Annotated in this window: 18 protein-coding genes and 2 tRNA genes; 11 read left to right on the top strand and 9 right to left on the bottom strand. The window is 35.6% G+C overall.

What is annotated here, in order from left to right; translation table 11 throughout:
• Positions 1-241: 241 nt before the first annotated feature.
• A complete protein-coding gene (locus KYG33_RS11375) occupies positions 242-1,129 on the bottom strand; it encodes a cbb3-type cytochrome c oxidase N-terminal domain-containing protein (protein WP_219071766.1) in 888 nt (295 codons plus the stop codon).
• 19 nt (positions 1,130-1,148) lie between these two features.
• Complete coding sequence (gene ccoN / locus KYG33_RS11370) at positions 1,149-3,428, bottom strand: cytochrome-c oxidase, cbb3-type subunit I (protein WP_047388501.1); 2,280 nt, start codon at positions 3,426-3,428, stop codon at positions 1,149-1,151.
• A gap of 184 nt (positions 3,429-3,612) precedes the next feature.
• Between ccoN and KYG33_RS11365 the strand changes: the two genes are divergently transcribed.
• From KYG33_RS11365 to KYG33_RS11355, 3 genes are all read left to right on the top strand, one after another.
• On the top strand, positions 3,613-3,906 hold the full coding sequence (locus tag KYG33_RS11365; protein ID WP_077418979.1) for a helix-turn-helix domain-containing protein: 294 nt from the start codon (positions 3,613-3,615) through the stop codon (positions 3,904-3,906).
• 243 nt (positions 3,907-4,149) lie between these two features.
• A complete protein-coding gene (locus tag KYG33_RS11360) occupies positions 4,150-5,568 on the top strand; it encodes an amino acid permease (RefSeq protein ID WP_219071765.1) in 1,419 nt (472 codons plus the stop codon).
• A 256-nt stretch (positions 5,569-5,824) separates the two neighbouring features.
• Positions 5,825-6,457 (top strand): HdeD family acid-resistance protein, encoded by a 633-nt coding sequence (locus KYG33_RS11355; protein WP_219071764.1) that lies wholly within the window; start codon positions 5,825-5,827, stop codon positions 6,455-6,457.
• 56 nt (positions 6,458-6,513) lie between these two features.
• Here the strand turns inward: KYG33_RS11355 and KYG33_RS11350 are convergent, their stop codons facing one another.
• The 3 genes from KYG33_RS11350 to KYG33_RS11340 form a co-directional block, all read right to left on the bottom strand.
• Positions 6,514-7,920, bottom strand: coding sequence for a hypothetical protein (locus KYG33_RS11350; RefSeq protein WP_219071763.1), 1,407 nt, complete (start codon positions 7,918-7,920; stop codon positions 6,514-6,516).
• Positions 7,921-8,059: 139 nt separating this feature from the next.
• A tRNA-Gln gene (locus tag KYG33_RS11345) sits at positions 8,060-8,130 on the bottom strand.
• A gap of 144 nt (positions 8,131-8,274) precedes the next feature.
• Positions 8,275-8,345 (bottom strand) — tRNA-Gln (locus KYG33_RS11340).
• Between the two features lie 99 nt (positions 8,346-8,444).
• Here KYG33_RS11340 and KYG33_RS11335 point away from each other — a divergent pair.
• From KYG33_RS11335 to KYG33_RS11315, 5 genes are all read left to right on the top strand, one after another.
• Positions 8,445-9,473 carry an AMP-binding protein gene (locus KYG33_RS11335; RefSeq protein WP_219071762.1) on the top strand — a complete coding sequence of 343 codons (1,029 nt, stop codon included), beginning with the start codon at positions 8,445-8,447 and terminating at the stop codon, positions 9,471-9,473.
• 39 nt (positions 9,474-9,512) lie between these two features.
• Positions 9,513-9,905 carry an alternative ribosome rescue aminoacyl-tRNA hydrolase ArfB gene (arfB, locus tag KYG33_RS11330; protein WP_219071761.1) on the top strand — a complete coding sequence of 131 codons (393 nt, stop codon included), beginning with the start codon at positions 9,513-9,515 and terminating at the stop codon, positions 9,903-9,905.
• A 48-nt stretch (positions 9,906-9,953) separates the two neighbouring features.
• Positions 9,954-10,598 (top strand): hypothetical protein, encoded by a 645-nt coding sequence (locus KYG33_RS11325; RefSeq protein WP_219071760.1) that lies wholly within the window; start codon positions 9,954-9,956, stop codon positions 10,596-10,598.
• 302 nt (positions 10,599-10,900) lie between these two features.
• Complete coding sequence (locus KYG33_RS11320; protein ID WP_077418986.1) at positions 10,901-11,281, top strand: GreA/GreB family elongation factor; 381 nt, start codon at positions 10,901-10,903, stop codon at positions 11,279-11,281.
• A gap of 398 nt (positions 11,282-11,679) precedes the next feature.
• A complete protein-coding gene (locus KYG33_RS11315) occupies positions 11,680-12,654 on the top strand; it encodes a deoxyhypusine synthase family protein (RefSeq protein WP_077418987.1) in 975 nt (324 codons plus the stop codon).
• Positions 12,655-13,005: 351 nt separating this feature from the next.
• On the opposite strand, the gene KYG33_RS11310 is transcribed toward KYG33_RS11315, so the two are convergent.
• A complete protein-coding gene (locus tag KYG33_RS11310; RefSeq protein WP_167498843.1) occupies positions 13,006-13,152 on the bottom strand; it encodes a hypothetical protein in 147 nt (48 codons plus the stop codon).
• Between the two features lie 89 nt (positions 13,153-13,241).
• Here KYG33_RS11310 and KYG33_RS11305 point away from each other — a divergent pair, with 89 nt between their 5' ends.
• Positions 13,242-13,538, top strand: a complete 297-nt coding sequence (locus KYG33_RS11305) for an MGMT family protein (protein ID WP_077418989.1) — start codon at positions 13,242-13,244, stop codon at positions 13,536-13,538.
• Positions 13,539-13,831: 293 nt separating this feature from the next.
• Here KYG33_RS11305 and KYG33_RS11300 read toward each other — a convergent pair whose 3' ends face one another.
• Positions 13,832-14,224: a helix-turn-helix transcriptional regulator gene (locus KYG33_RS11300; RefSeq protein ID WP_077418990.1), complete on the bottom strand. Its 393-nt coding sequence runs from the start codon at positions 14,222-14,224 to the stop codon at positions 13,832-13,834.
• A gap of 517 nt (positions 14,225-14,741) precedes the next feature.
• Positions 14,742-16,634 carry a molecular chaperone HtpG gene (gene htpG / locus KYG33_RS11295; protein ID WP_180565770.1) on the bottom strand — a complete coding sequence of 631 codons (1,893 nt, stop codon included), beginning with the start codon at positions 16,632-16,634 and terminating at the stop codon, positions 14,742-14,744.
• 153 nt (positions 16,635-16,787) lie between these two features.
• Between htpG and KYG33_RS11290 the strand changes: the two genes are divergently transcribed.
• The gene (locus tag KYG33_RS11290) at positions 16,788-19,688 is read left to right on the top strand and encodes an alpha/beta hydrolase family protein (protein WP_219071759.1); all 2,901 of its coding nucleotides are present in this window, start codon (positions 16,788-16,790) and stop codon (positions 19,686-19,688) included.
• A gap of 151 nt (positions 19,689-19,839) precedes the next feature.
• A complete protein-coding gene (locus tag KYG33_RS11285) occupies positions 19,840-21,276 on the top strand; it encodes a hypothetical protein (RefSeq protein WP_180564555.1) in 1,437 nt (478 codons plus the stop codon).
• A gap of 306 nt (positions 21,277-21,582) precedes the next feature.
• Here KYG33_RS11285 and recA read toward each other — a convergent pair whose 3' ends face one another.
• A complete protein-coding gene (gene recA, locus KYG33_RS11280) occupies positions 21,583-22,584 on the bottom strand; it encodes a recombinase RecA (RefSeq protein WP_077418994.1) in 1,002 nt (333 codons plus the stop codon).
• Positions 22,585-22,865 lie beyond the last annotated feature (281 nt).

Genomic DNA, 22,865 nt, shown 5'->3' with positions numbered 1-22,865 from the left:
TGTTGTGGTATCCTTTGCAAATGCAAAAATCCTGCCTTGGCTGTCTTATTATGGAATTTTTAGTTTGTAGTTGTCAAGTGAATAGTTGAGTAAGACAAGCTAAGGCATGGATATTTATTTTAAAAAGGCCCCCTTTATATCATTTTTAATGTTGAAAAGGTTAGTTAGCAAAAATGAAATTCAAATGTTAGTGTAGTTGTAAAGGGGGCCTGGCATGGTTTATATGATAGATAATAATTTTTTAGTTGTTTCCGTTTTCCCATTTCACCTCTTCTCCCTGTGGAGCGGCACCACCTTGTGCGGCGGTAATAGGAGCGGTTTCCTGGTTGATATGGTAAATGTAAGCGGCAATTTTTTCGGCATCTCTTCCTGTGATAGTTCCTTCCTTGATGAAAGGTCTCATGGTAGGATTGTTTGGAGAACCGTTTTCAAGCATCCAGAATACATTTTTAAACAGGCTTTTTTCTTTCATGTTGATCCAGTGCGTATCGGTAAGGTTAGGACCTATTCCTCCTTTTCCCCCGTCTCCATGACAGGTAACACAATTCGTTTTGAAAAGTTCTTGGCCTTCTGCTATATTATCAGCACTGTACTTTGCGGATTCCAGATTGATCTGAGGAGCTGTTTTTTCATACTCTTCAATAGAAGCCAACATGGTTTTTGCTTCTTTGGTATATTCCACTTCCGGATGGGCATAATCTGTGAAAGAAAAAGCTACCAGATAAACTACACAGAAGATACATCCGAACCAGAACAGGCCAATCCACCATTTTGGGAGCGAGTTGTCAAGCTCTGTAATTCCGTCAAAACCGTGGTCGATAAGGATATCCTTTTCTTCTGTAACGGATTGTTTTTTGAAGGCAGAGTTCCATAATTTCTGATAATAAGGCACATTCTTCTCTGTTAGATATTGTTTTTTCTCTTCCTCTGATAATCTGTTGAAGTTTTCATTTTCCACCAGATCTCCAATAGAATTCATGATCAGCAGGAGGATAATGGCAATTAATATCAGCGCCCAGAAAAAAGGAGAAGAAAAATATCCTGAATCACTGGCGAACATTTCAAAGGCCATGATCGTTAAACCTATCGTTGCTGCGATATATATTGAAATTGGGGTTCTCGTTTTCATTGCAATTAAATTTTAAATGTTACTCTACGCTGGCTGTTTGTACCTGTGTTGTTTTAATATCCGTACCTAATCTCTGCAGGTAAGCAATCATTGCTACAATTTCTCTCTGTTCAAGCGGTACATACGCAGATCCTTTTGCTGTTTTTTCTTTTACCATCTGATCTTTTACATCCGTTGCTTCAGAGTAGATTCTCTGTACAATTGCTTTTGATTGGTTGTCTGCCCATTGGTTGGCAGAATCTATCTGGGCTTTTGTATAAGGAACATCGAAAGCGTTTTTCATCAGTTTCATTTTATCCACCATCTGATCGCGGTCCAGTTTATTGGTGATCAGCCATGGGAAACGAGGCATGATAGAACCTGCAGATGTAATTCTTGGGTTGTACATATGTTTGAAGTGCCATGAGTCTGGGTTTCTTCCTCCTTCTCTGTGAAGATCCGGTCCTGTTCTTTTAGATCCCCATAAAAAAGGTCTGTCATAAATAAATTCTCCGGCTTTGGAATACTGTCCGTTTTTTCCTTCAAATCTTACCACTTCATCACGGAAAGGTCTGATCATCTGAGAGTGGCATGAATTACAGCCTTCACGGATATAAAGATCTCTTCCTTCCAGTTCCAGTGGTGTATATGGTTTTACTGCCGTGATCGTCGGAACACTTTGCTTCAGTGAGAGTGTCGGAACAATTTCCACCAATCCACCAATTGCTATCGTGATAAAAGCTAATATAGAAAGGAGAGTAGGGGTTCTTTCCAACCACAGGTGTACTCCTTCACCTTCTTTTCTTGAAGTACCAATGTTGGCCAGTGCAGGAGCCTCCGCAGGAACCTCTTTCTGGAATGAACCGGCTTTAACAGTTTTGATAACGTTGATGACCATTAAGATTGCTCCGGACAGATAGAGAATACCTCCTAAGAATCTCATTTTAAAGTAAGGAATGATCGCGGTAACGGTATCCAGCCAGTTTTTCCATAATAATGTTCCGTCCGGATTGAACTGTTTCCACATCAGTCCCTGTGTGAATCCTGAAATATACATAGGCACGGCATAGAAGATAATTCCTAATGTTCCCAGCCAGAAGTGCCAGTTGGCCAGTTTTTTAGACCAAAGAGACGTTCTCCACATGATCGGAACCAGATAATATACTACTCCGAATGCCATGAAACCATTCCATCCAAGAGCTCCTAAATGTACGTGACCAATAACCCAGTCGGTATAGTGACCAATTTTATTTAATGATTTTGTTGCCAATAAAGGCCCTTCAAAAGTAGCCATACCATAACAGGTAATAGCAACTACAAAGAATTTCAGAATTGGATTTTCTCTTACTTTATCCCATGCACCTCTCAGAGTAAGAAGGCCATTCAGCATTCCTCCCCATGACGGTGCAATAAGCATGATAGAGAATCCTGTTCCTACAGCCTGAGCCCAGGCAGGTAAAGCTGTATATTGCAGGTGGTGAGGCCCGGCCCAAAGGTATACAAAGATCAGCGACCAGAAGTGAATAATGGATAGTTTGTATGAGAATACCGGTCGTTGTGCTGCTTTTGGCATAAAGTAATACATCAGACCTAATACAGGGGTAGTTAATACAAATGCTACTGCATTGTGCCCATACCACCATTGTACTAATGCATCTTTTACACCTGCATATACAGAATAAGATTTCCAGCTTGTGAAAGATAGCGGAACTTCCAGATTATTGAAGATATGGAGCATTGCTACGGCAATCCAGGTTGCCAGATAGAACCAGATGGCTACATACAAATGTCTCACTCTTCTCTTGGCAATAGTTCCGAACATATTGATCCCAAAAACGATCCATGAGAATGCAATTAAAATGTCAATAGGCCATTCATGTTCAGCATATTCTTTAGAAGTATTGATTCCCATAAGGAAAGTAATCACTACACTCACAATCATCAACTGCCATGACCAGAAGTGAATCCATGAAAGTGTATCACTATACATTCTGGTTTTAAGAAGCCTTTGCATACTGTAGTAAGCACCACAGAAAAAGGAGTTACACACGAAAGCAAAAATTACAGCACTTGTATGAAGCATTCTGATTCTTCCGAAGCCCATTGCTCCCTGAGTATTAATCAGCCCCTGAATATTGCCTGAAGCCAAGCTTTTAATAGTTGTATCATCCGTACCGAATAAAAATTCAGGTAATTCAGGATAAAAAAGCATCAATGCAGCTGTAAGCCCCAGCAGAAATCCGACAAGTCCGAATGCGATAGTCGCATAGAGGAATGCTCTGACAATATTATTGTCATAATTAAATTTTTGCGTCTCCATAAATTCCAATAGTGTTTACCGAAGTGATATTTTCTCTGAAAAAAGGCTTATTTTTGACTCTTTTCTATGTTGAAAATAAATATCATGTAACGTGTATAATGTTTTGCCAAAGGTATTTATTAACTTTGTTAGAAGCTATTAGATAATCTTCTAAAATATACCGAAAACTACTAAAACAAAAACGATGAAAGTATGTGGACAAAATATCAGGAAAATACGGAGGAGTAAAGACTTTACGCAGGAATACATGGCTTTTGAAATGGGGATTTCCCAGAAGGCTTATTCCGATATTGAGAATTCCAAGGTAAAGATCAACCTGGAGATACTGACTAAAATATCAACTATTTTAGACATCAAGCCAGCCGATATCTGCAGCATTTCGCATAAATGTGGAATAGATGGGTATGAAGACAAATATCAGGATCTTTTGGAGTATATGAAAAAGAATAATATTTCGATTCCGAAAGAGTTTTTGTAGACTTTAGTTTTACGCTTAACATTAAATATAAGTCATCATAAAATAATGATCTTCTTCAGCTATCGAAGAAGATCATATTTTTTTGTGCTAAAAATAGACAACAACTCGTAAGCTTTATCAATCATGAGATAAAAAGAAAAGTGGGCTCTTCTGTTAGGGGAAACCCGAATTGTCAATTTACCCCATGGAATGTGAATTTCTCTGAAAAGTTTTTATATATTTAGCGACCGAATAATTCATTCAATGAGCAACGAAAATAAAACAGGAGAAAAGGAGACTTTAGTTAGAGGATTAACAAATCGACATATACAATTAATTGCCCTTGGAGGTGCCATAGGAACCGGGCTGTTTCTGGGAATCGGGCCGGCTGCAGTACTGGCAGGACCTTCAGTAATTTTAGGCTATGCTTTAGCCGGAATTATTGCCTTTTTTATTATGCGTCAGCTTGGTGAAATGGTTGTTCAGGAACCCGTATCAGGAAGTTTTAGCCACTTTGCCTACAAATATTGGGGAAATTTCCCAGGATTTGCTTCCGGATGGAACTATTGGATTCTCTATATCCTGGTAAGTATGGCCGAGCTCACGGCAATAGGGCATTATATTCACTTTTGGTGGCCGGAAATACCGCTCTGGGTTTCCAGTTTGTTCTTTTTTATTGTGATCAATGTGCTTAATCTCGCTTCCGTAAAGGTGTACGGAGAAACAGAGTTTTGGTTTTCCATCATCAAAGTCGTAGCTATTATTGCCATGATTATCTTCGGAGTATACCTTTTGATAAGCGGTACAGGAGGAGAAAAAGCAACCATCACCAATTTATGGAACGATGGCGGATTCTTTCCGAAAGGATTATTTAATAAAACAGAAAACGGGTATTCAGGATTATTTGCTGCAATGGCCATGATCATGTTCTCTTTCGGTGGATTGGAACTTATCGGAATTACTGCGGCAGAAGCTAAAAATCCAGAGAAAACCATTCCACAGGCTACCAACCAGGTAATCTATAGAATCCTTATTTTTTATGTAGGAGCTTTGGTGATTTTATTTTCATTAAGTCCCTGGAGAGATATTACAGAAGGATCCAGCCCGTTTGTGATGGTGTTTCAAAATCTAAATGGTCTTGAATTCAGTATTTTTGGTAAGGTAATTCAGTTCAATACATTGATTGCAAATGTTCTTAATCTGATTGTTTTAACAGCGGCTTTATCAGTATATAACAGTAGTGTTTACAGTAACAGCAGAATGCTTTTCGGACTGGCTCAGCAGGGAAATGCTCCGAAATTCCTGAAAAAACTGAATAAAAACTCTGTTCCTATCAACGCTATTCTTATTTCATCATGCTTTGCCGGGATATGTATTATCATTAATAAACTAGTGCCGGAAAAAGCTTTTGAATACTTAATGGCTTTAGTAGTATCTACTTTGATCATCAACTGGCTGATGATATGCTACACCCATTTAAAATTTAAAAAATCAATAAATGCATCAGGAATTCTTTCAAAATTCCCATCTATATTTTATCCAATATCCAATTATATCTGTATTGCCTTTTTGGTTCTTATATTAGGATTGATGAGTATTACAGGAATGGAAATTCAGGTTATTCTGATCCCGGTATGGATTGGCTTTTTGTTTGTTATGTACAAATTGTACAAACCGAAGTAATAATATAAAACAGACTTAAACATGTTTTGGAAAGGTGAAAATTATTTAGTTTTCACCTTTTTGTTTCTGTATCTGATAGAATGAAGTGTTTTTTTTGTGGGAACAATTCACACAATCTGGTATGTTCTACGGTTATTTTTTTTGTACATTAGTAAGAGGTTATATTTCAAATTCAGGTGAAATTTTAATCTGTTTGAAATACCTGCGGACAAGCCGAACCCGTTTCAAAAAGTAGGCAGAACTAAAAAAGACACCTATGGCTAATTTATTTCAAACTCTTACCAACACTGTAAAACATTGGTATATTCCATTAATCTTCGGAATTCTTTTCCTGATCTGTGGTTTTTATGTATTCAGTGTACCGCTTGCAACCTATGTTACACTTTCTATTTTCTTTAGTGTTTCATTCTTATTTTCAGGAATTACTGAAATATTCTTTTCCTTACAGAACAGTAAGTCCTTACAGGGCTGGGGCTGGTTTCTGGTAAGTGGATTATTAACGACTGCAATAGGAGTTTATCTTATCGCAAATCCTCAGATTTCAATGACAGTACTTCCGTTTGTCATAGGATTTACTTTACTGTTTCGCTCCTTTCAGTTGTTGGGCTTTGCTTTCGACCTGAAAAGTATGAGAATAATGAGTTGGGGAAATGTAGCCCTTGCAAGCGTCGGAGGAATTATCTTTTCCCTGTTGCTGATATTTAATCCTGTGTTTACAGGATTTTCATTAGTTACCCTTACAGGTGTTTCTTTTATTTTTATGGGAATAGCCTCCATTATGCTGGCTCTGGATTTAAGAAAAGTCAAAAAGATTCCAGGGAAAATAAGCCAGGAATTAAGAGACAGAATCAAATCTATACAGGAAGAGATTGATAATCTTAAAAAATAAATAAGTGTAGTATTTGCCAATATAAAAGGCCTTTTGAAAGGTCTTTTTTTTTATTTTTAAAATGATAAAACTGAATTCACATTATTCCCGTTCCAGATATAAATAAGATTAAAAGGATCAGCCAGATAAAATACATCATCAACGAGAAATTTATACTCATGTCTGCCTTTCGGGACTTCAACCTCCGCGTACCAGTATCCTTTTTGCTTCTCAAGAACAATTGGTTCTTTTAGCCATTGGGTAAAACTTCCGATAAGTTTTACATTATGAGCACCCGGCCAGGCATTGATTTTAAAAATAACCTTTCGGGAATTTCTTTTTCCATACAAATTCGCCAGATAATCATCCGGAGAATCCTTAAGTACAGAGCGAAAGTATTTCTGTGATTGTATAGAATCTCCTTTATATTGATAAGCGATGGCAAGCCAGTCATTAATCAGTATGCTTTTACCCGTTCTCTTTTTCAGGTTTTCAATAAATGTGATGGCATCATCGGTTTTATCTGTTCGGAGAAGATCTGCTCCAAAATAAATAGCATCATTATTTTTTAAATTATAAACCTCCGATGAATTTTTAAATAAAGAATTGTAAAGCCGAATAGTTTCGTCCATTCCTTTATTCTGATAAATGGAACTTAAAAAGGTTCTGATATTTTTTGGAAAATATTCCGTAATGTCTGAAGAGTGTTTTCCTTTTTTCAGCTCTTTAGCCAATTTGAATCTGACAGGCGTGGTAAAATCTCCCTTTAAATAAAGCATCATTTCCTGCTTTTTCAGATTAATGGTCATTGAGTAGTTGGTTGTAACGTCTCCAGGTTCTCTTTGTGCAGTTTCTGCAAGAATATGGGTAATATTCTTTTCAGTAAAAGAATGAAACTGGGACAGAAGATCTTTGGATGTTTCTCTTCTCCAGCAGGCTTCCTGATGTCCGTTAGCAATGCAGTAATTAGTCAGTGAAAAATTTTGGGTTGTTTTAGTAACAATATAATTACCATGGATGGTAGCGTAATCTCCTGAAGAATCAGCTATGAATAATTGAGCTCCTGAAAGCTTTAATAAATTATAAGGAGCAATAAGTTGAAGAGCTTCTTTTACACTTTTGCATTTTTTCAGAATATCATTTACTACCTCTTGTTCTCTGCTTATTTTGGATAAATTAACGATTACAGGAATATTATCAATTGCGGTATAATCTAAAAAAAGACCGTGTTCATTCATTCCTCCCTGAGGATATTGCCACATGATATCATTATATCCGTCATGTTTTTCAGACCACAGCATATATCCCCATGATTTTTCTTCTCTGGAAATATACCAGAATCTGTATTTCATATCAGGGCTCTCATCCTCATTATTGCCTATCCATACATTTTTACCGTCATTGGCTAAAAAAATAGTACAGGCATTTATTGGAATGAAAGTACCTACTATCAAAAGCCAGATATATATTATTTTGGTTTTCATTACTTTAAAGATAATTTTTTTTAATAAATGCTTGACAATCTTGTTGTTATTTTTTATAATAAAAGAAGCTGATTACCCATTTTAAAATTTTAGAAAGTAGAATAAAAAACAAAAACCATCCTTAAAAAAGGATGGTTTGTAGACCCACAGGGATTCGAACCCCGACTGACGGTACCAAAAACCGGAGTGCTACCGTTACACTATAGGTCTGCTTTATTTTTGGTGTTGCAAATTTATATATTTTTTTCTTATTTACAAATATCTTCTTTCAATTTTCTACTGTTTACCTAAAAAAAATAGATTTTTAATCAAGTAGGATAAAAACAAAAACCATCCTTAAAGAAGGATGGTTTGTAGACCCACAGGGATTCGAACCCCGAATGACGGTACCAAAAACCGGAGTGTTACCGTTACACTATAGGTCTGTTTTATTTTGGTGGTGCAAATTTACAGCTTTTTTCTTTACATACAAGAACTTTTTGATTTTTTTTTTAAATTTACTGTGGATTTTATTTACGGAAAATATGCTGATAGACTTCAATAATCTCAATATTAATAAATTATCATTCCATACGGAGTTTGAAAAAAAAGTGAAAATTTTTCTGAAAGAATGGTTTTCAGAAAAAAGTGGAGTAAATGTCCAGACTTCAGGCTCTACAGGAGTGCCAAAAATCTTTGAAATCGAAAAAAAGAAAATGATCAATTCAGCGGTGATGACATGTGACTTTTTGGGATTAAAAAAAGGAGATACTGCATTACTCTGCCTGCCTGTAGAATATATCTCGGGAAAAATGATGATTGTGCGATCTATAGAAAGAGGATTGAAGTTAAGAATTGCCGAACCTTCCATAAAACCTGTTGAAAACTTGAATGAAGAAATAGATTTTTGTGCTATGACTCCGCTTCAGGTAGAAAATTCACTGGAGAAACTTCATCTGATTAAAAATCTGATCATTGGTGGTGCCGCCGTTTCAGAAAGTCTGAAAAATAAAATTCTGAAGATGAACCTTAGTTCTTCAACCCGTATTTTTGAAACCTATGGAATGTCTGAAACCCTTTCTCATATTGGATTAAAACAACTGATGCCGGAACAGGAAGACTATTTCACGGTTTTTGAAAATGTATCCATCTCTTTAGATGAAAGGGAATGTCTGAAAATCTATGCACCGAATTTAAATGCTGAAGAATTGCAAACTAATGATTTAGTTGATATTAGAAATGGAAAACAATTTAAATTTCTTGGAAGAATTGATAACGTGATCAACTCAGGAGGCGCAAAAATTTTTCCGGAAACTCTTGAAGCTTTGATAAAAAAAGAAATTCCGAATGAAGCTGTATTTATTGGCTTGCCAGATGAAAGTTTGGGTCAGAAATTAATATTGATTATAGAAGGGTATGAATCAGATGAGGTGATAAAGAAAATTTCAGAAATACCGTTTGAAAAAAGCTTTCACAAACCCAAAGAAATTATTTTTATCAGTGAAATTCTGCGCACACCCAACGGGAAAGTAAACAGATTAGAACTATATAAAAGTTTAAATGTAAATTTATAGTCTTGGCTCTTGATTCTAGTATCTCAAAATCTTAAAAAAATGAAAACCTTTTCAAAAGAACTCAGCTTCAGAACTTCCCGCAGCAGCGGGGCCGGAGGGCAGAATGTCAACAAAGTAGAGACTGCTGTTACCGTACTTTGGAAAGTAGATTCATCTGAGTTTTTCAATGATGATGAAAAAATATTGATTCAGGATAAACTGAAAAACAGAATCAATGCAGAAGGCTTTTTATTCCTTACCGTTTCTGAAAGCAGAACTCAGCTGATGAATAAAAATAAAGCCATTGAAAAAATAATTGAAATTGTAAATAAAGCTCTTGTCATTCCGAAGAAAAGAACAGCAACAAAACCTTCAAGAGCTCAGAAACAAAAAAGACTTGATGGTAAGAAAAAGCTTTCCGATAAAAAAGAGAACAGGCGCTTCAAATTTTAGCTTGTTTCTCCCGGAGAAAATTTTAATTTTGCCGGAAACTTTAAAACCATGATAAAAAAACTAATTCTATTGGGAACTATTTCGAGTTCTTTACTTTCTTTTGCACAGGAAAAAATAACTATCATACCGGCTGTAGGATATGCATGGAGAGTAGCTAAAACAGCACCTGGGCTTTCCATGGCGGAAAAAAATTACGTTAAAGGGTTGAAAAACGGAATTCATTTTGAAATTGCGGCTTATTATAATGTGAAAGATATTGGGATTGGTGCTAAATTTTCCAATTATAATGCTTCCAGCAGCGCTGTATTGAGCGGATACAATATGAATGGACAGACGGTTACAGCTTCTATAAGTACTAAAGATAATATTACATTCTTTGGACCTTCCGTTATGTTCTCCAATTATACCAAACCTACAAACCACAAAATTGTTGCTGATGTATCTCTTGGAGTGATTACCTATACTACAAAAACTGAAGCTGTAAAAGGTACAGGTTCAAATCTTGGTCTGGAGCTGGGGGCAGCCTATCAATATGCAGTTTCGAAAAACTTTATGATAGGTCCGAAGTTGGGAATTACTGCAGGAACCTTGAACAAAATGAAAGTTAATGGACAGACCGTTGATCTTGATGATGACCAGAAAGAAGGTCTTACAAGAGTTTCTTTAAGTGCAGCCGCTACATTCCGTTTTTAAATGCTATATTTGTAAGGATTACAAATAATCTCATAATAATGGCAGCAACAATCTCTTTATCAGCAGAACGCAGACAATCAGGATTGTTGCTGTCATTACTTTATCTACACACAGATTCTTTTCTGAAAAGTTCTAAGGACTTTATCAATTAAGCCCTGTCAGGATCCAAGACAGGGACTCATTTCGGATTTTATTTATTGCTTTTTTGCGGTTTTCTATAGAAGAAGGCTGTTGTATGCCTGGATTCTACATTGGATCGTTAGGGAATAACTGCATTTTAATTTAAAAAAAAATTGAATAAAATGTCCAATCATATTATTGTAACCACCGGAATTTATGATGCTATAAAAGATACACTCAAAAGGAAAAAAGTGAGCATCGGAGAAGAAAAAAGACTTACAGAAGAACTTAGAAATGCAAAACAGGTATTGAGAAGAGATCTGCCTGCTGATATCGTAACCGTTGAAAGGAAGGTGACTTTGAAAGACCATACCTTAGATTTTGAACACGAATATATTTTTGTGCCGTCTACCAAAGCAAAGCTTAAAAAGAATAAACATTCCATACTATCGGATATTGCCCTTGCAGTAGTGGGATATAAAGTAGGAGATGTTATCAACTGGCCTTTCAGAGACGGAGAAAGAAAAATTGAGATCCTGAAAGTGGAAGCCTGGGAAGGATAAATAGATATTGAATATTATTAAGTTGAATTATAATAAAAGCGTGGCTTATTTAGCTGCGCTTTTTATTTTATTAGCTCAACTATTTTTGGAAACGCAAAGACGCAAGATTTTCATATACTAAATGCTTTAAGATGCAAGGATTTTATCTCCGATAAAATTTTGTGCTGTTGATTGCTTTATACACAACCCTTGCTGAAAAACTTACATTGAGCGAAGTCCAAATGTTCTTGCGCCTTAAAAATATCCACAATATTTGGGAACTTTTTGCGTCTTTGCGTTTCCCAACAAAATAACTTTAGCATTTAACAAATGATAAAAAAAGACTCCTCTATCACACTTTCTTCAAGTGCTTTGACTGCATTCCGTTTTTAAGTTTTATCTTTGCAAAAATTAAAAAAATGAGCAAACCGATAACTGAATTCATAGAAAAGTATTACCTGCACTTCAACGCAGCTGCATTGGTGGATGCTTCTAAAGGATATGTTGCACATCTTAAAGATGGCGGAAAAATGATGATTACTTTGGCAGGAGCAATGTCTACTGCTGAATTAGGGAAGATTCTTGCTGAAATGATCCGTCAGGGAAAAGTAGATTTTATTTCTTGTACAGGTGCCAACCTTGAAGAAGATTTAATGAACCTTGTAGCACACTCTCACTATGAAAGAGTTCCTCATTACAGAGATTTGACTGCTCAGGATGAGTGGGATCTTTTAGAAAGAGGTTTAAACAGAGTTACAGATACTTGTATCCCTGAAGAAGAAGCTTTCAGAAGATTGCAAAAACATATCGTTGAGATCTGGAAAGATGCTGAAGCTAAAGGAGAAAGATATTTCCCGCACGAATTCATGTACAAAATGATCCTTTCAGGAGTATTGGAGCAGTATTATGAAATTCCTAGAGAAAACTCTTGGATGATTGCTGCTGCGGAAGTTAATCTGCCAATCGTAGTTCCGGGATGGGAAGATTCTACAATGGGTAATATCTTCGCTTCATACTGTATCAAAGGAGAGCTTACAGCTACTACAATGAAATCGGGAATTGAGTATATGACTTATTTAGCTGACTGGTATACTAAAAATTCAGGAGGTAAAGGAGTTGGATTCTTCCAGATTGGTGGGGGTATCGCAGGAGATTTCCCTATCTGTGTTGTGCCAATGTTGTATCAGGATATGGAAATGCATGACATTCCTTTCTGGTCTTATTTCTGCCAGATTTCTGATTCTACAACATCTTACGGTTCATATTCAGGAGCAGTTCCGAATGAAAAAATCACTTGGGGTAAACTTGATATCACTACACCGAAATTTATCGTTGAAAGTGATGCAACAATCTGTGCACCATTGATGTTCTCTTATATCTTAGAAAACGCTTAAGAATAAAATTCTCACCAGAGATTACAATACGGCGCTTCAATTCATTTGAAGCGCTTTTTATTTGCTAGATTTGGAAATAGATATGTTATGAAAACTAAACTCTTTAAACCATTAAGAAAAAATGAAGAGAGTAAGAATTAAGTTTCATCTTTGATGAATAATAAAGCAGGCAGCTGAAAAATAGCTTTAGCTATTCTCTTAATATTCTTAAAAACTTAAATGCGCTTAATGGTTTAAATAAATAGTGATATTCAATTTGTATCTCAGATAATATCCCTGCGTCTTTGCGTTTTCCAAAAAACTCCACAAGCATCTGTGAAAATCTGTGTCATCTGTGGTCAAATAAAAAAATCAATCTAAAGAATTCACCAGTACAAAATACCGATACGCAAGAATACCTTTCTCAACTTTCGTCAATTGATTAGGATCCTTCTTACTCAACTTCGGAAGCACCTTTTTATTAACTGCATTCAACAGCCTGAAAAATGATTTTTTCATATCTTTATCTTTTAATGAAACATCATCGAGCTTAAGAGAGTTCAAAAATGATGCAAAAAAAGAAAGCCAGCTAAAAATAACAATTTGATATGGACGAGATTTTTAAACAACAGGTATACGAAGTAGCAAGACTTATTCCCAAAGGAAGAGTTTCTACCTATGGTGCCATAGCAAAAGCAGTTGGCTATCCTAACCATTCAAGACATGTAGGAAAAGCGATGGGAGGATGCCCGAAAGATGTTCCTGCTCACCGTGTCATATCAAGCTCAGGAGTTTTATCTGTTCCTGAATTTCAGCCTAAGCTGGAAAAAGAAGGAATTGTTGTGGAAAATCTTAGAATAAAAAATTTCAAAAAGCTGTTTTGGGATCCGTTGGAGGAATTGTAAGTTTCAAGGGACTTAAATAAAAGAATTTTTTAACGCAAAGTTTTTATTTGTTTTCTTTAATATTTTAAGGGGACAAAGTCGAAATCAATTCCATTGATTTTTCAAGCGAATGCATTATCACACAAAGCTTCATCAGCTACAAAGTCAGAACTCTTTGCTTCCTGAAATAAAACCTTAGAATCATTCATTCTTTGCGTCAAAAAATACATTTTGTTTTAAAATTATTTTACAAAAAAATGTCACTCCATAATTTAATATGAGTGACACTAATATTTTAAAAGTTTTAAACCGTATTATTTTCCTCCTTTTGGGAGACTTTTCAGTTCTTGTTTAAGCCTTATATTTTCTTCTTTTAATAAAGTAATATAGTTTTGTAAATTCTCAATAATAGCTCCTGGAATATTATCATAATTATTCTGGTTACTGATTACTCCTGCAGAAGAAGATCTGTCATTAAAGACAGGATGATCATTATTAACAACTACTGTTGGTTCCTCCTCCTCATAAATGTCTTCAATCGGTACATCCAGGAAACGGGCAAGTTTGTCCCATTCATCTTTTACGATTCTTACATCACCGCTTTCTTTTCTGCTGTAATTGGATACATCCGTTGCGATAAAGTCAGCTACCTGTTGTTGAGTATAGCCTTTTTGCTTTCTGATGACGCGTAATTTTTCTTTTTGCATGACCTACATTTTATACAAAAATGGCAAAAAAGCATAATCTATACAATAGAAAACAGAAAAAATATAGAGCAAGACAATGAAAGCGAATAGAAAATGCAGAAAAGCTTTATAATATGAATCTTATTTATGTTAATTGATGATGATTTTTAAGATGGTTTTTGTCTTGTTGGAAAAACGCAAAGGCGCAAGGATTTCTATTTTTATACTGTTTGAAGACGCAGGAAAATCGAAGATTTTCAGGAAGAATAATAGATCATGACTTAGCAGGATACAATTTTATCGAAGATAAAATCCTTGCGCCTTAAAACATAATCTATATAAAAAATAGCGTCTTTGCGTTTTCCAAAAAATTCTCCACAAACATCTGTGGAAATTTAAGATTTTCAAAAAGCTTAAGTACTCTTCCCAACAGTATGATACTTAATTAATAAAACCTTAAATGCCCAAGATCTTTTGTGACTTTTGTGGTTAAAAAGATAAAAAAAGACTGCTTCAAAATGAAACAGTCTCTTGTGTATTATTTTTCAAGTTGCTTATAGCTTCTCTGTATAAAATCTGTCAGGTCTTTTCCTTTCAGTAAGTTTTGTGAAAGCTTGGCAAGATCCAAAGCATATTTGATCAGACTTTCTTTCTCTTCAGCATTCTCAGTTTTTAAAATCTGATTAGAAAGTTCACTGTTGGAGTTTACCACAAGATTGTACATCTCCGGGAAACCTCCCATTCCGAACATTCCGCCTCCGCCTGTAGCCTGCATTTCCTTCATTCTTCTCATGAATTCAGGCTGGGTAATGGTAAATGGAGCATCATTACTGTCAAGATCTTCAAGCTGAACGGTAAACTTAGAATCCTGAATAGCTTCTTCAACATTCTTTTTCAGAGACTCTTTTTCCGTTTCATTCAGTTTCGAAATTACGGGCTCATCTTTTTTGATCAGGTTATTCACGTGATCTGCATCTACTCTTGCAAAAGAGATATTTTCTTTTGATGTTTCCAGCTTCTGGATAACATGTGGAGTGATAGGTGAGTCTAATAACAGAACTTCATATCCTTTATCCTTTGCAGATTGGATGTAGCTGTGCTGCTCATCGGCATTGGTAGCATATAGTACAACCAGTTTATTGTCTTTATCCGTTTGTACAGGCTTGATTTTTTCAACCAATTCATCCCAAAGGAAATACTTTCCGTCTGTTGTAGGATATAGTGTGAATTTGTCTGCTTTTTCAGCAAATTTTTCTTCTGTAACAATTCCGTACTCAATAACGATCTTTATGTCATTCCATTTTTGCTCATAGTCTTCACGGTTTTCGTTGATTAAAGAAGCCATTTTGTCGGCTACTTTTTTCGTGATGTAAGATGAGATCTTCTTCACTGCACCATCAGCCTGAAGGTAAGAACGGGAAACGTTCAATGGAATATCCGGAGAATCTATGACACCTCTCAGAAGCATCAGGAAGTCCGGAACGATACCTTTTACTTCATCTGTTACAAAAACCTGATTTTGATATAATTGAATTTTATCCTTGTCAATATTCAGGTTGTTGCTCAGTTTCGGGAAGAAAAGAACTCCGGTAAGATTGAAAGGATAATCAACATTCAGGTGAATATTGAATAATGGTTCCTCAAACTGCATAGGATACAGTTCGTGGTAGAACTTCATATAATCTTCGTTGGTCAGTTCGTTTGGAGCAATCGTCCACGCTGGTACCGGATTATTGATAATATTGTCTACCTCTTCTGTTTCAGCCACAGCATCTTCAGGAGCGTCTTCCGGTAATGGAAGCGTATGTGTTTTTGTCCCGAATTTAATAGGAACAGGCATGAATTTGTTATACTTTAATAACAATTCGCGGATTTTTCCTTCTTCTAAAAATTCTACAGAATCTTCTGCAATATGAAGGATAATCTCTGTACCTCTGTCTGTTTTGTCAGTAGTTTCTTCAAGAGTGAATTCCGGGCTTCCATCACAGATCCAACGTACTGCCGGTTCATCTTTATAAGACTTTGTAACAATTTCAACCTTTTCAGCCACCATGAACGCAGAGTAGAATCCAAGACCGAAATGTCCGATAATTCCTGAATCTTTCGCAGAATCTTTATATTTCTCCAAAAACTCTTCAGCCCCTGAAAAAGCAACCTGATTGATGTATTTTTCAACCTCTTCACCAGTCATACCAATACCCTGGTCGATAATGCGTAAAGTTTTCTGGTCTTTATCAATTTTAACTTCAAGTTTCGGATTTCCGTATTCCACTTTTGCTTCTCCGATGCTTGTTAAATGCTTTAATTTTAAAGTAGCATCTGTTGCATTGGAGATCAATTCTCTTAAGAATATTTCGTGGTCACTGTAAAGAAATTTTTTAATTAGTGGGAAAATATTTTCCACAGATACATTAATATTTCCTTTAGTCATCATATTTTATATTTTAATTGTTCAAGATACTTCTCAAAAAAAATACCATGCGGAAGAAAGTGACAGAATGGCATTTTTTCAACGTGAAACAGTCTTATCCTATAGATTTGTCAAAGAAATATCTTACTTTTAATTATTAAAAATTTTTTAAAGATGAAGTTGAAATGTACAGTTTTTATTCTGCTTATGGTGACCTGCTGGGTCTATGGACAGAAAAAGCCTTTAGACCATTCTGTTTATGACAGTTGGCAAAATATTGGGGCAAGAAAAATTTCCAATGACGGAAAATGGATTGCCTATTCTGTGGATGCTCAGGAAGGAAATTCTAGCCTTTCTTTATATTCCGTAAAAAATAAAATGACAAAGAAGTTTGCAAGAGGAACAAAAGTAGATTTTACGAATGATTCCAGATTTGCTGTTTTTCAGATCCGTCCGCAGTATAAAGATATAAAAGCGGTAAAAGATAAAAAGCTTAAAAAAAATAAATTAACAAAAGACAGCCTTGCAGTTGTTGATTTTTTAAATAATAAAACGGAGAAAATTCCTAATGTAAAATCTTTTAAAATTCCTGAAAAAGCTGGTTCCTACGTTGCTTATCTGCTGGAAAACACAAAAGATAAATCTTCAGACGATACTTCTGATAAAGAAGATGGGGATGATAATAAGGATGAAGATAAAAATGTAAAACCTTTGCAGCTGGTTGTGCGAAATCTTTTGGACGGGAAAACTACAGAATATGATAATGTAATCCGTTATGAATTCAGCAAAAATGGAAAACAGCTTGTTTTTGTGACTAAAAAACCGGAAGAAAAACCTAAAAAGGATAAAAAAGAAGGGAAGGATTCTGAAGATGAAAAATCTGCAGACAAGAAGGATAACGACAAATCAAAGCCAAAGAAATTTGCATTTCAAACGGTACAGGTTGTAGATCTTCAAAAAGGGACTGTAACTAATATTTCAGAAATGGAAGGGGATTTTTCACAATTATCTTTTGATGAAGAGGGTAACCAGCTGGCATTTGTAGGAACTTCTTCTGCACAAAATGACCTGGTGAAATTGTATCAGCTGTATTACTTTAATTTTAAAGGAAATAAAAAAGAAACGGTCACCAATGAAAACTCACAGATGAAGAAGAATTGGGTGATTTCTGAAAACCGTTTACCCTTATTCAGTAAAAATGGAAAGCAGCTGTATTTCGGCGTTGCTCCAAAACCTATAGCAAAAGATACTGCGATGATTGCAAATGATCATGCGGTTGTAGATATCTGGAATTATAAAGATGATTATCTGCAAACAGTACAGCTAAAAGAATTGAAAAATGATCTGAAAAAATCTTATGCTGCGGTAATGCAGACGGAAAAACCGGACTTCTTTAGAAATATTGACGCTGAAGACCTGGATACATTACGATTGGTAAACGAAGGAAATGCTGAATTTGCATTGGGTATTACAAGTTTGAATAACCGTATTTCTTCGCAATGGGAAGGTGCAACAAAGAAAACGTATTTTCTGATTGATAATAAAACAGGTGAGAGAACGGAAATTATTCATAATCTGAATGGCTCGGTTGCTGTATCTCCACTTGGGAAATTCGTTGTGATTTTTGACAGAGAAAAAGGAAAATGGCTGAGTTATAATGTGAAAACAAAGCAAATACTGCCTTTAAGCAACGGATTACCTGTTTCCTTTGTGGATGAAGAGTTTGATATGCCGGATTTTCCAAATTCTTATGGCATCGCATCATGGACAAATAATGATGAATCTGTGATTATCAAAGACCGTTTTGATCTTTGGGAATTTTTCCTGAACGGTTCAAAAAAACCAAGAAATATCACTAACGGATTTGGTCGTAAAAATAAAATAACATTTGATACCTACGATCTGGATAAAGATATTAAAAGCTTAAACCGAAAATCTGTCATTTACTTATCAGCATTTGATAATACATCCAAAGCGAATGGGATTTTTAAAACATCTGTTCAGTCGAGTTCTGATCCGGTAAAAATCCAGATGGAAAATGTCTGGGGATATAGAAGCCTTCAAAAAGCGAAAAATGCAGAAGAATATATTGTAGTAAAAGAATCATACACTGATTCTCCGAATATTTTTTCAACATCAGATTTCTCAGAACAACAAAAGCTGAGTGATACCAATCCACAGCAAAACCATTATAATTGGGGTACAGACGAATTGGTAAACTGGACAACACCAAAAGGAAATACATCTACAGGAGTTTTATACAAACCTGAAAATTTCGATCCGAATAAAAAATATCCTATGATTGTCTATTTCTATGAAAAACTTTCGGATAATCTGAACCGTTATGTAGCACCGGCTCCAACGCCTTCAAGATTGAATATTTCTTATTTCGTAAGCAACGGATATCTGGTTTTCACTCCTGATATTTCATATACCGATGGTCTTCCCGGAGAATCTGCAATGGAATACATTAATTCCGGTGTTGAAAAATTAAAACAAAATTCCTGGGTAGATGGTACTAAAATCGGAATTCAGGGGCAAAGCTGGGGTGGTTATCAGGTAGCGTATCTTATTGCTCATACCAATATGTATGCAGCAGCATGGAGTGGTGCTCCTGTTGTAAACATGACGTCTGCATATGGCGGAATCCGATGGACATCGGGGATGAACAGGCAATTTCAGTATGAGAAATCGCAGAGTAGATTAGGGAAAAATCTATGGGAAGCTCCAGATCTTTATATTAAAAATTCACCGCTTTTTACCATTGATAAAGTACAAACTCCGGTTGTTATTATGAGTAATGATAAAGATGGAGCAGTGCCATGGTATCAGGGAATTGAGATGTTTACTGCGTTGCGTCGTCTCGGAAAACCGGTATGGCTTCTTAATTATAACGGTGATGATCACAACCTTGTAAAACGTCAGAACAGAAAGGATATCCAAATCCGTGAACAGCAGTTTTTTGATTACTATCTTAAAGGTGCTAAAGCTCCGGTCTGGATGACTAAAGGTATCCCGGCCACCCAAAAAGGAAAAGATTGGGGATTTGAGCTGACAGATGATAAGCCTAATTAATAAAAAACTCGGCGGAGCCAAAGGCTCCGCCGAGTTTTTTATTTTTCTCAGAAAAATATATCACAAAAGATAAACTGACACAATGGCATTTTTTTTATGATGAGCCTGTTGGACACTTTTATTATATTTACCGCCAATTATAAACAACAGTATGGGAATCTTTGATTTTTTTAAGAGGAAAAATAACAACCAGGAAAATATAAGTACTTTGGTTCAGGAAATAGAAATGCCAGAGGAAAAAGTAATAGAGGAAGTGGTGGAAGAAGTTGTAGAAACAATACCAGAAATCCCTTCATCACAAGTAGAAGAACCAAAAGTAAAAAATGATGAGTACGAAAAAATCAGGATTTATAACGATTATATAGTGTATTCTATAGCGCTTCAGTTAAGGGGCGAGTATACACCTATTTCTGCTTTTGAAAAAGAAAATGGTGAGGTAGAAGGCTTTGCGTATATGGTAACGGAAGATGCTTATGCACTTGCTCCACAACAGGCGATCGGGCAAATGGAAGAAAAGTTTGAAAACGAACTTCAGGAGGGTAAGATTAAGTCCTATATGATTTTATATCACTCTCAGTTTGATGATAATGATAATCATAATCCGGCGACAAAAGAGGATGAGTTCAAAGCGATTTCACTTTCCTATCATTTTGAAGGAGCTGATAAGGCAAAAACGGGACTTCCTTATGTTTTCGAAAACCAAAATGTCACTTATAAAGGTTTTGCATCGTTTTCTCACGAAGAAAACAATGAAATCATGAATCATCAGTTGGTGGATGGCAAAGATTATTTTCCAAATACAGAAGGAATTGCTGCTCCTGAGACCACTAACGAAGCAGGAATTATCATAAGAAAATCAAATATTCATAATCTTGTGAATACCTGGAGCGGGGTTTTTGGTCACGAGAATTTCCAGACTAAAGATTACGGTCAATATCTTACCACTGTTTTAATGCAGTCCACGGTTGCAGATCCTGATGGTGAAGATAAAAGCAAAACAGAATTTGAAGATGTAAGATTTAAAACCATTGTTACAGAGGAGCTTAGTACAATAATTCCGGAGGTAAAAACTAATTATGTTTTAGATTTTGAAACAAGATCAATCAGAGAGTGGGAAAATGCATTGAACTTACAGGCAATTGTAGCGGGTCCGGCCAGAGATACTTTTGGAGTTTGGTTTTTTGCTACAGATTATGCTGAAAATAGAAATACATACATGACTCAGCCTCATCTGAAGGTAAATATCAGTGGAATTGTTTTTATTCTTGATGTTCAAACAAACACTGATTTACCTGACGGGACTAAAATGAGTGAAGACTTCACAACCTATGCACCAAGCCAGGATCTTCCGAACTATGCATGTTTTGATTTTATTGCTCAGGTTGTAGACTATAAGGAAACAGAATTACTAGAAGATGGTACTGTTAAAGGATATATCCTGAAGTTAAAACTAATTACAAATGAAGAGAATGAAGATTTCTTCACTATCGATGCTTTCGTTAATAAGGAGAACATGAGATTTGAAACTCCAACAAAAGGAATGAAAGTGACTGGTGCACTTCAGCTTCAAGGTAAAATTGCTGAATAATTTTTTTTAAAATATAAAAGCTTAAAAAGAGGTTGACCTATGGACAACCTCTTTTTATTTTGAATCTAAGAAAAGTTTTATTTAAACGCAAAGAATATGTAATTCAAATACTTTTTTTTAGGAAACAATGATGAGCGACTTTAAGTACTAAATAATACATTAGAAAGGATCAATGAAATTGATTCTGCCTTTGCTCCCTTTAAAATGTACAGTTTATAAATAAAAACTTTGTATTTAAAAAACGTAACCATTTAAAAACAAAAAAAGGCAATCCTAAGACTGCCTTTTCTATATTTTCCTGAAAAATTATTTATTTTTCATTTCCTCTTTGATCTTGTTTTCCAATTCCTCGGAAAGATCAGGATTGTCTTTTAGTACATCTTTTACAGCATCACGTCCCTGACCAAGTTTAGTCTCTTCGTAGCTGAACCAAGAACCGCTTTTCTTCACAATTCCCATATCTACTGCTGTATCAAGGATCTCACCTACTTTAGAAACTCCTTCACCATACATGATATCGAATTCTGCCTGCTTGAAAGGAGGTGCTACTTTGTTTTTCACAATCTTTACTTTCACACGGCTACCGATAGCTTCGTCACCTTGTTTGATAGGTGCACTGGCTTTTCTGATATCAATTCTTACAGAAGCATAGAACTTAAGAGCGTTACCTCCGGTAGTTGTCTCAGGGTTTCCGAACATTACCCCGATCTTTTCTCTCAACTGGTTGATGAAGATCACTGTACATTTCGTTCTTGAAATAGTAGCCGTAAGCTTTCTTAATGCCTGAGACATCAATCTTGCATGAAGACCCATTTTAGAATCTCCCATTTCACCTTCGATCTCAGCTTTTGGTGTAAGAGCTGCAACAGAGTCAATCACAACGATATCAATAGCTCCTGAACGGATAAGGTTATCGGCAATTTCTAAAGCTTGCTCACCATTGTCTGGCTGAGAAATGATCAGGTTCTCCAAATCAATTCCTAATTTAGCAGCATATGTTCTGTCAAAAGCGTGCTCTGCATCAATAAATGCAGCAATACCACCTGCTTTTTGAGCTTCAGCAATAGCATGAAGGGTCAATGTTGTTTTACCTGAAGACTCAGGACCGTATATTTCAATGATTCTTCCTTTTGGATATCCACCTATACCTAATGCGATATCTACTCCTAAAGAACCGGAAGGAATTACTTCTATTGTATTGTCTATAGATTGATCACCTAAAGTCATTACAGTTCCCTTTCCGTATGTTTTATCTAATTTGTCAAGCACTAAAGCGAGTGCTTTTTTCTTATCATCAATGTTACTCATCGCTATTAAAATAATTTCTCAAAAATACATAATTTAAATATCAAAAACTAATATTATTTGTCCCTGAAAACTGTTTTTAGAGTTAAAAAATGATAAAATTTTATAAGTGATATCATTCATAACGAGATAGATGTGGGGTGTGAAGGTATGGGATGTTTTAAAAAAAAATAAGTTGATAAAGTGATCATGTAAGAAAAAGACAAGAGGGTTAAAGCTACTGTTGGTTGGGGGATTTCTGTGAGATGTAGTTTTCACTGCTTATTAAATTAGTCTATTACAAC

Source organism: Chryseobacterium sp. D764, assembly GCF_019317325.1.
Classification (GTDB): domain Bacteria; phylum Bacteroidota; class Bacteroidia; order Flavobacteriales; family Weeksellaceae; genus Chryseobacterium.
Note: the sequence above shows the minus strand (reverse complement) of the source record. Positions and strands in the feature narration are given on the sequence as shown.

Coding starts and splice junctions, on each gene's coding strand:
- KYG33_RS11325 (WP_219071760.1), top strand. CDS start 9,954: ATGATAAAAAAACTAATTCTATTGGGAACTATTTCGAGTTCTTTACTT.
- KYG33_RS11305 (WP_077418989.1), top strand. CDS start 13,242: ATGGACGAGATTTTTAAACAACAGGTATACGAAGTAGCAAGACTTATT.
- KYG33_RS11320 (WP_077418986.1), top strand. CDS start 10,901: ATGTCCAATCATATTATTGTAACCACCGGAATTTATGATGCTATAAAA.
- KYG33_RS11285 (WP_180564555.1), top strand. CDS start 19,840: ATGGGAATCTTTGATTTTTTTAAGAGGAAAAATAACAACCAGGAAAAT.
- KYG33_RS11350 (WP_219071763.1), bottom strand. CDS start 7,920: ATGAAAACCAAAATAATATATATCTGGCTTTTGATAGTAGGTACTTTC.
- KYG33_RS11310 (WP_167498843.1), bottom strand. CDS start 13,152: ATGAAAAAATCATTTTTCAGGCTGTTGAATGCAGTTAATAAAAAGGTG.
- KYG33_RS11355 (WP_219071764.1), top strand. CDS start 5,825: ATGGCTAATTTATTTCAAACTCTTACCAACACTGTAAAACATTGGTAT.
- arfB (WP_219071761.1), top strand. CDS start 9,513: ATGAAAACCTTTTCAAAAGAACTCAGCTTCAGAACTTCCCGCAGCAGC.
- KYG33_RS11375 (WP_219071766.1), bottom strand. CDS start 1,129: ATGAAAACGAGAACCCCAATTTCAATATATATCGCAGCAACGATAGGT.
- KYG33_RS11365 (WP_077418979.1), top strand. CDS start 3,613: ATGAAAGTATGTGGACAAAATATCAGGAAAATACGGAGGAGTAAAGAC.
- recA (WP_077418994.1), bottom strand. CDS start 22,584: ATGAGTAACATTGATGATAAGAAAAAAGCACTCGCTTTAGTGCTTGAC.
- htpG (WP_180565770.1), bottom strand. CDS start 16,634: ATGACTAAAGGAAATATTAATGTATCTGTGGAAAATATTTTCCCACTA.
- KYG33_RS11315 (WP_077418987.1), top strand. CDS start 11,680: ATGAGCAAACCGATAACTGAATTCATAGAAAAGTATTACCTGCACTTC.
- KYG33_RS11335 (WP_219071762.1), top strand. CDS start 8,445: ATGCTGATAGACTTCAATAATCTCAATATTAATAAATTATCATTCCAT.
- ccoN (WP_047388501.1), bottom strand. CDS start 3,428: ATGGAGACGCAAAAATTTAATTATGACAATAATATTGTCAGAGCATTC.
- KYG33_RS11290 (WP_219071759.1), top strand. CDS start 16,788: ATGAAGTTGAAATGTACAGTTTTTATTCTGCTTATGGTGACCTGCTGG.
- KYG33_RS11360 (WP_219071765.1), top strand. CDS start 4,150: ATGAGCAACGAAAATAAAACAGGAGAAAAGGAGACTTTAGTTAGAGGA.
- KYG33_RS11300 (WP_077418990.1), bottom strand. CDS start 14,224: ATGCAAAAAGAAAAATTACGCGTCATCAGAAAGCAAAAAGGCTATACT.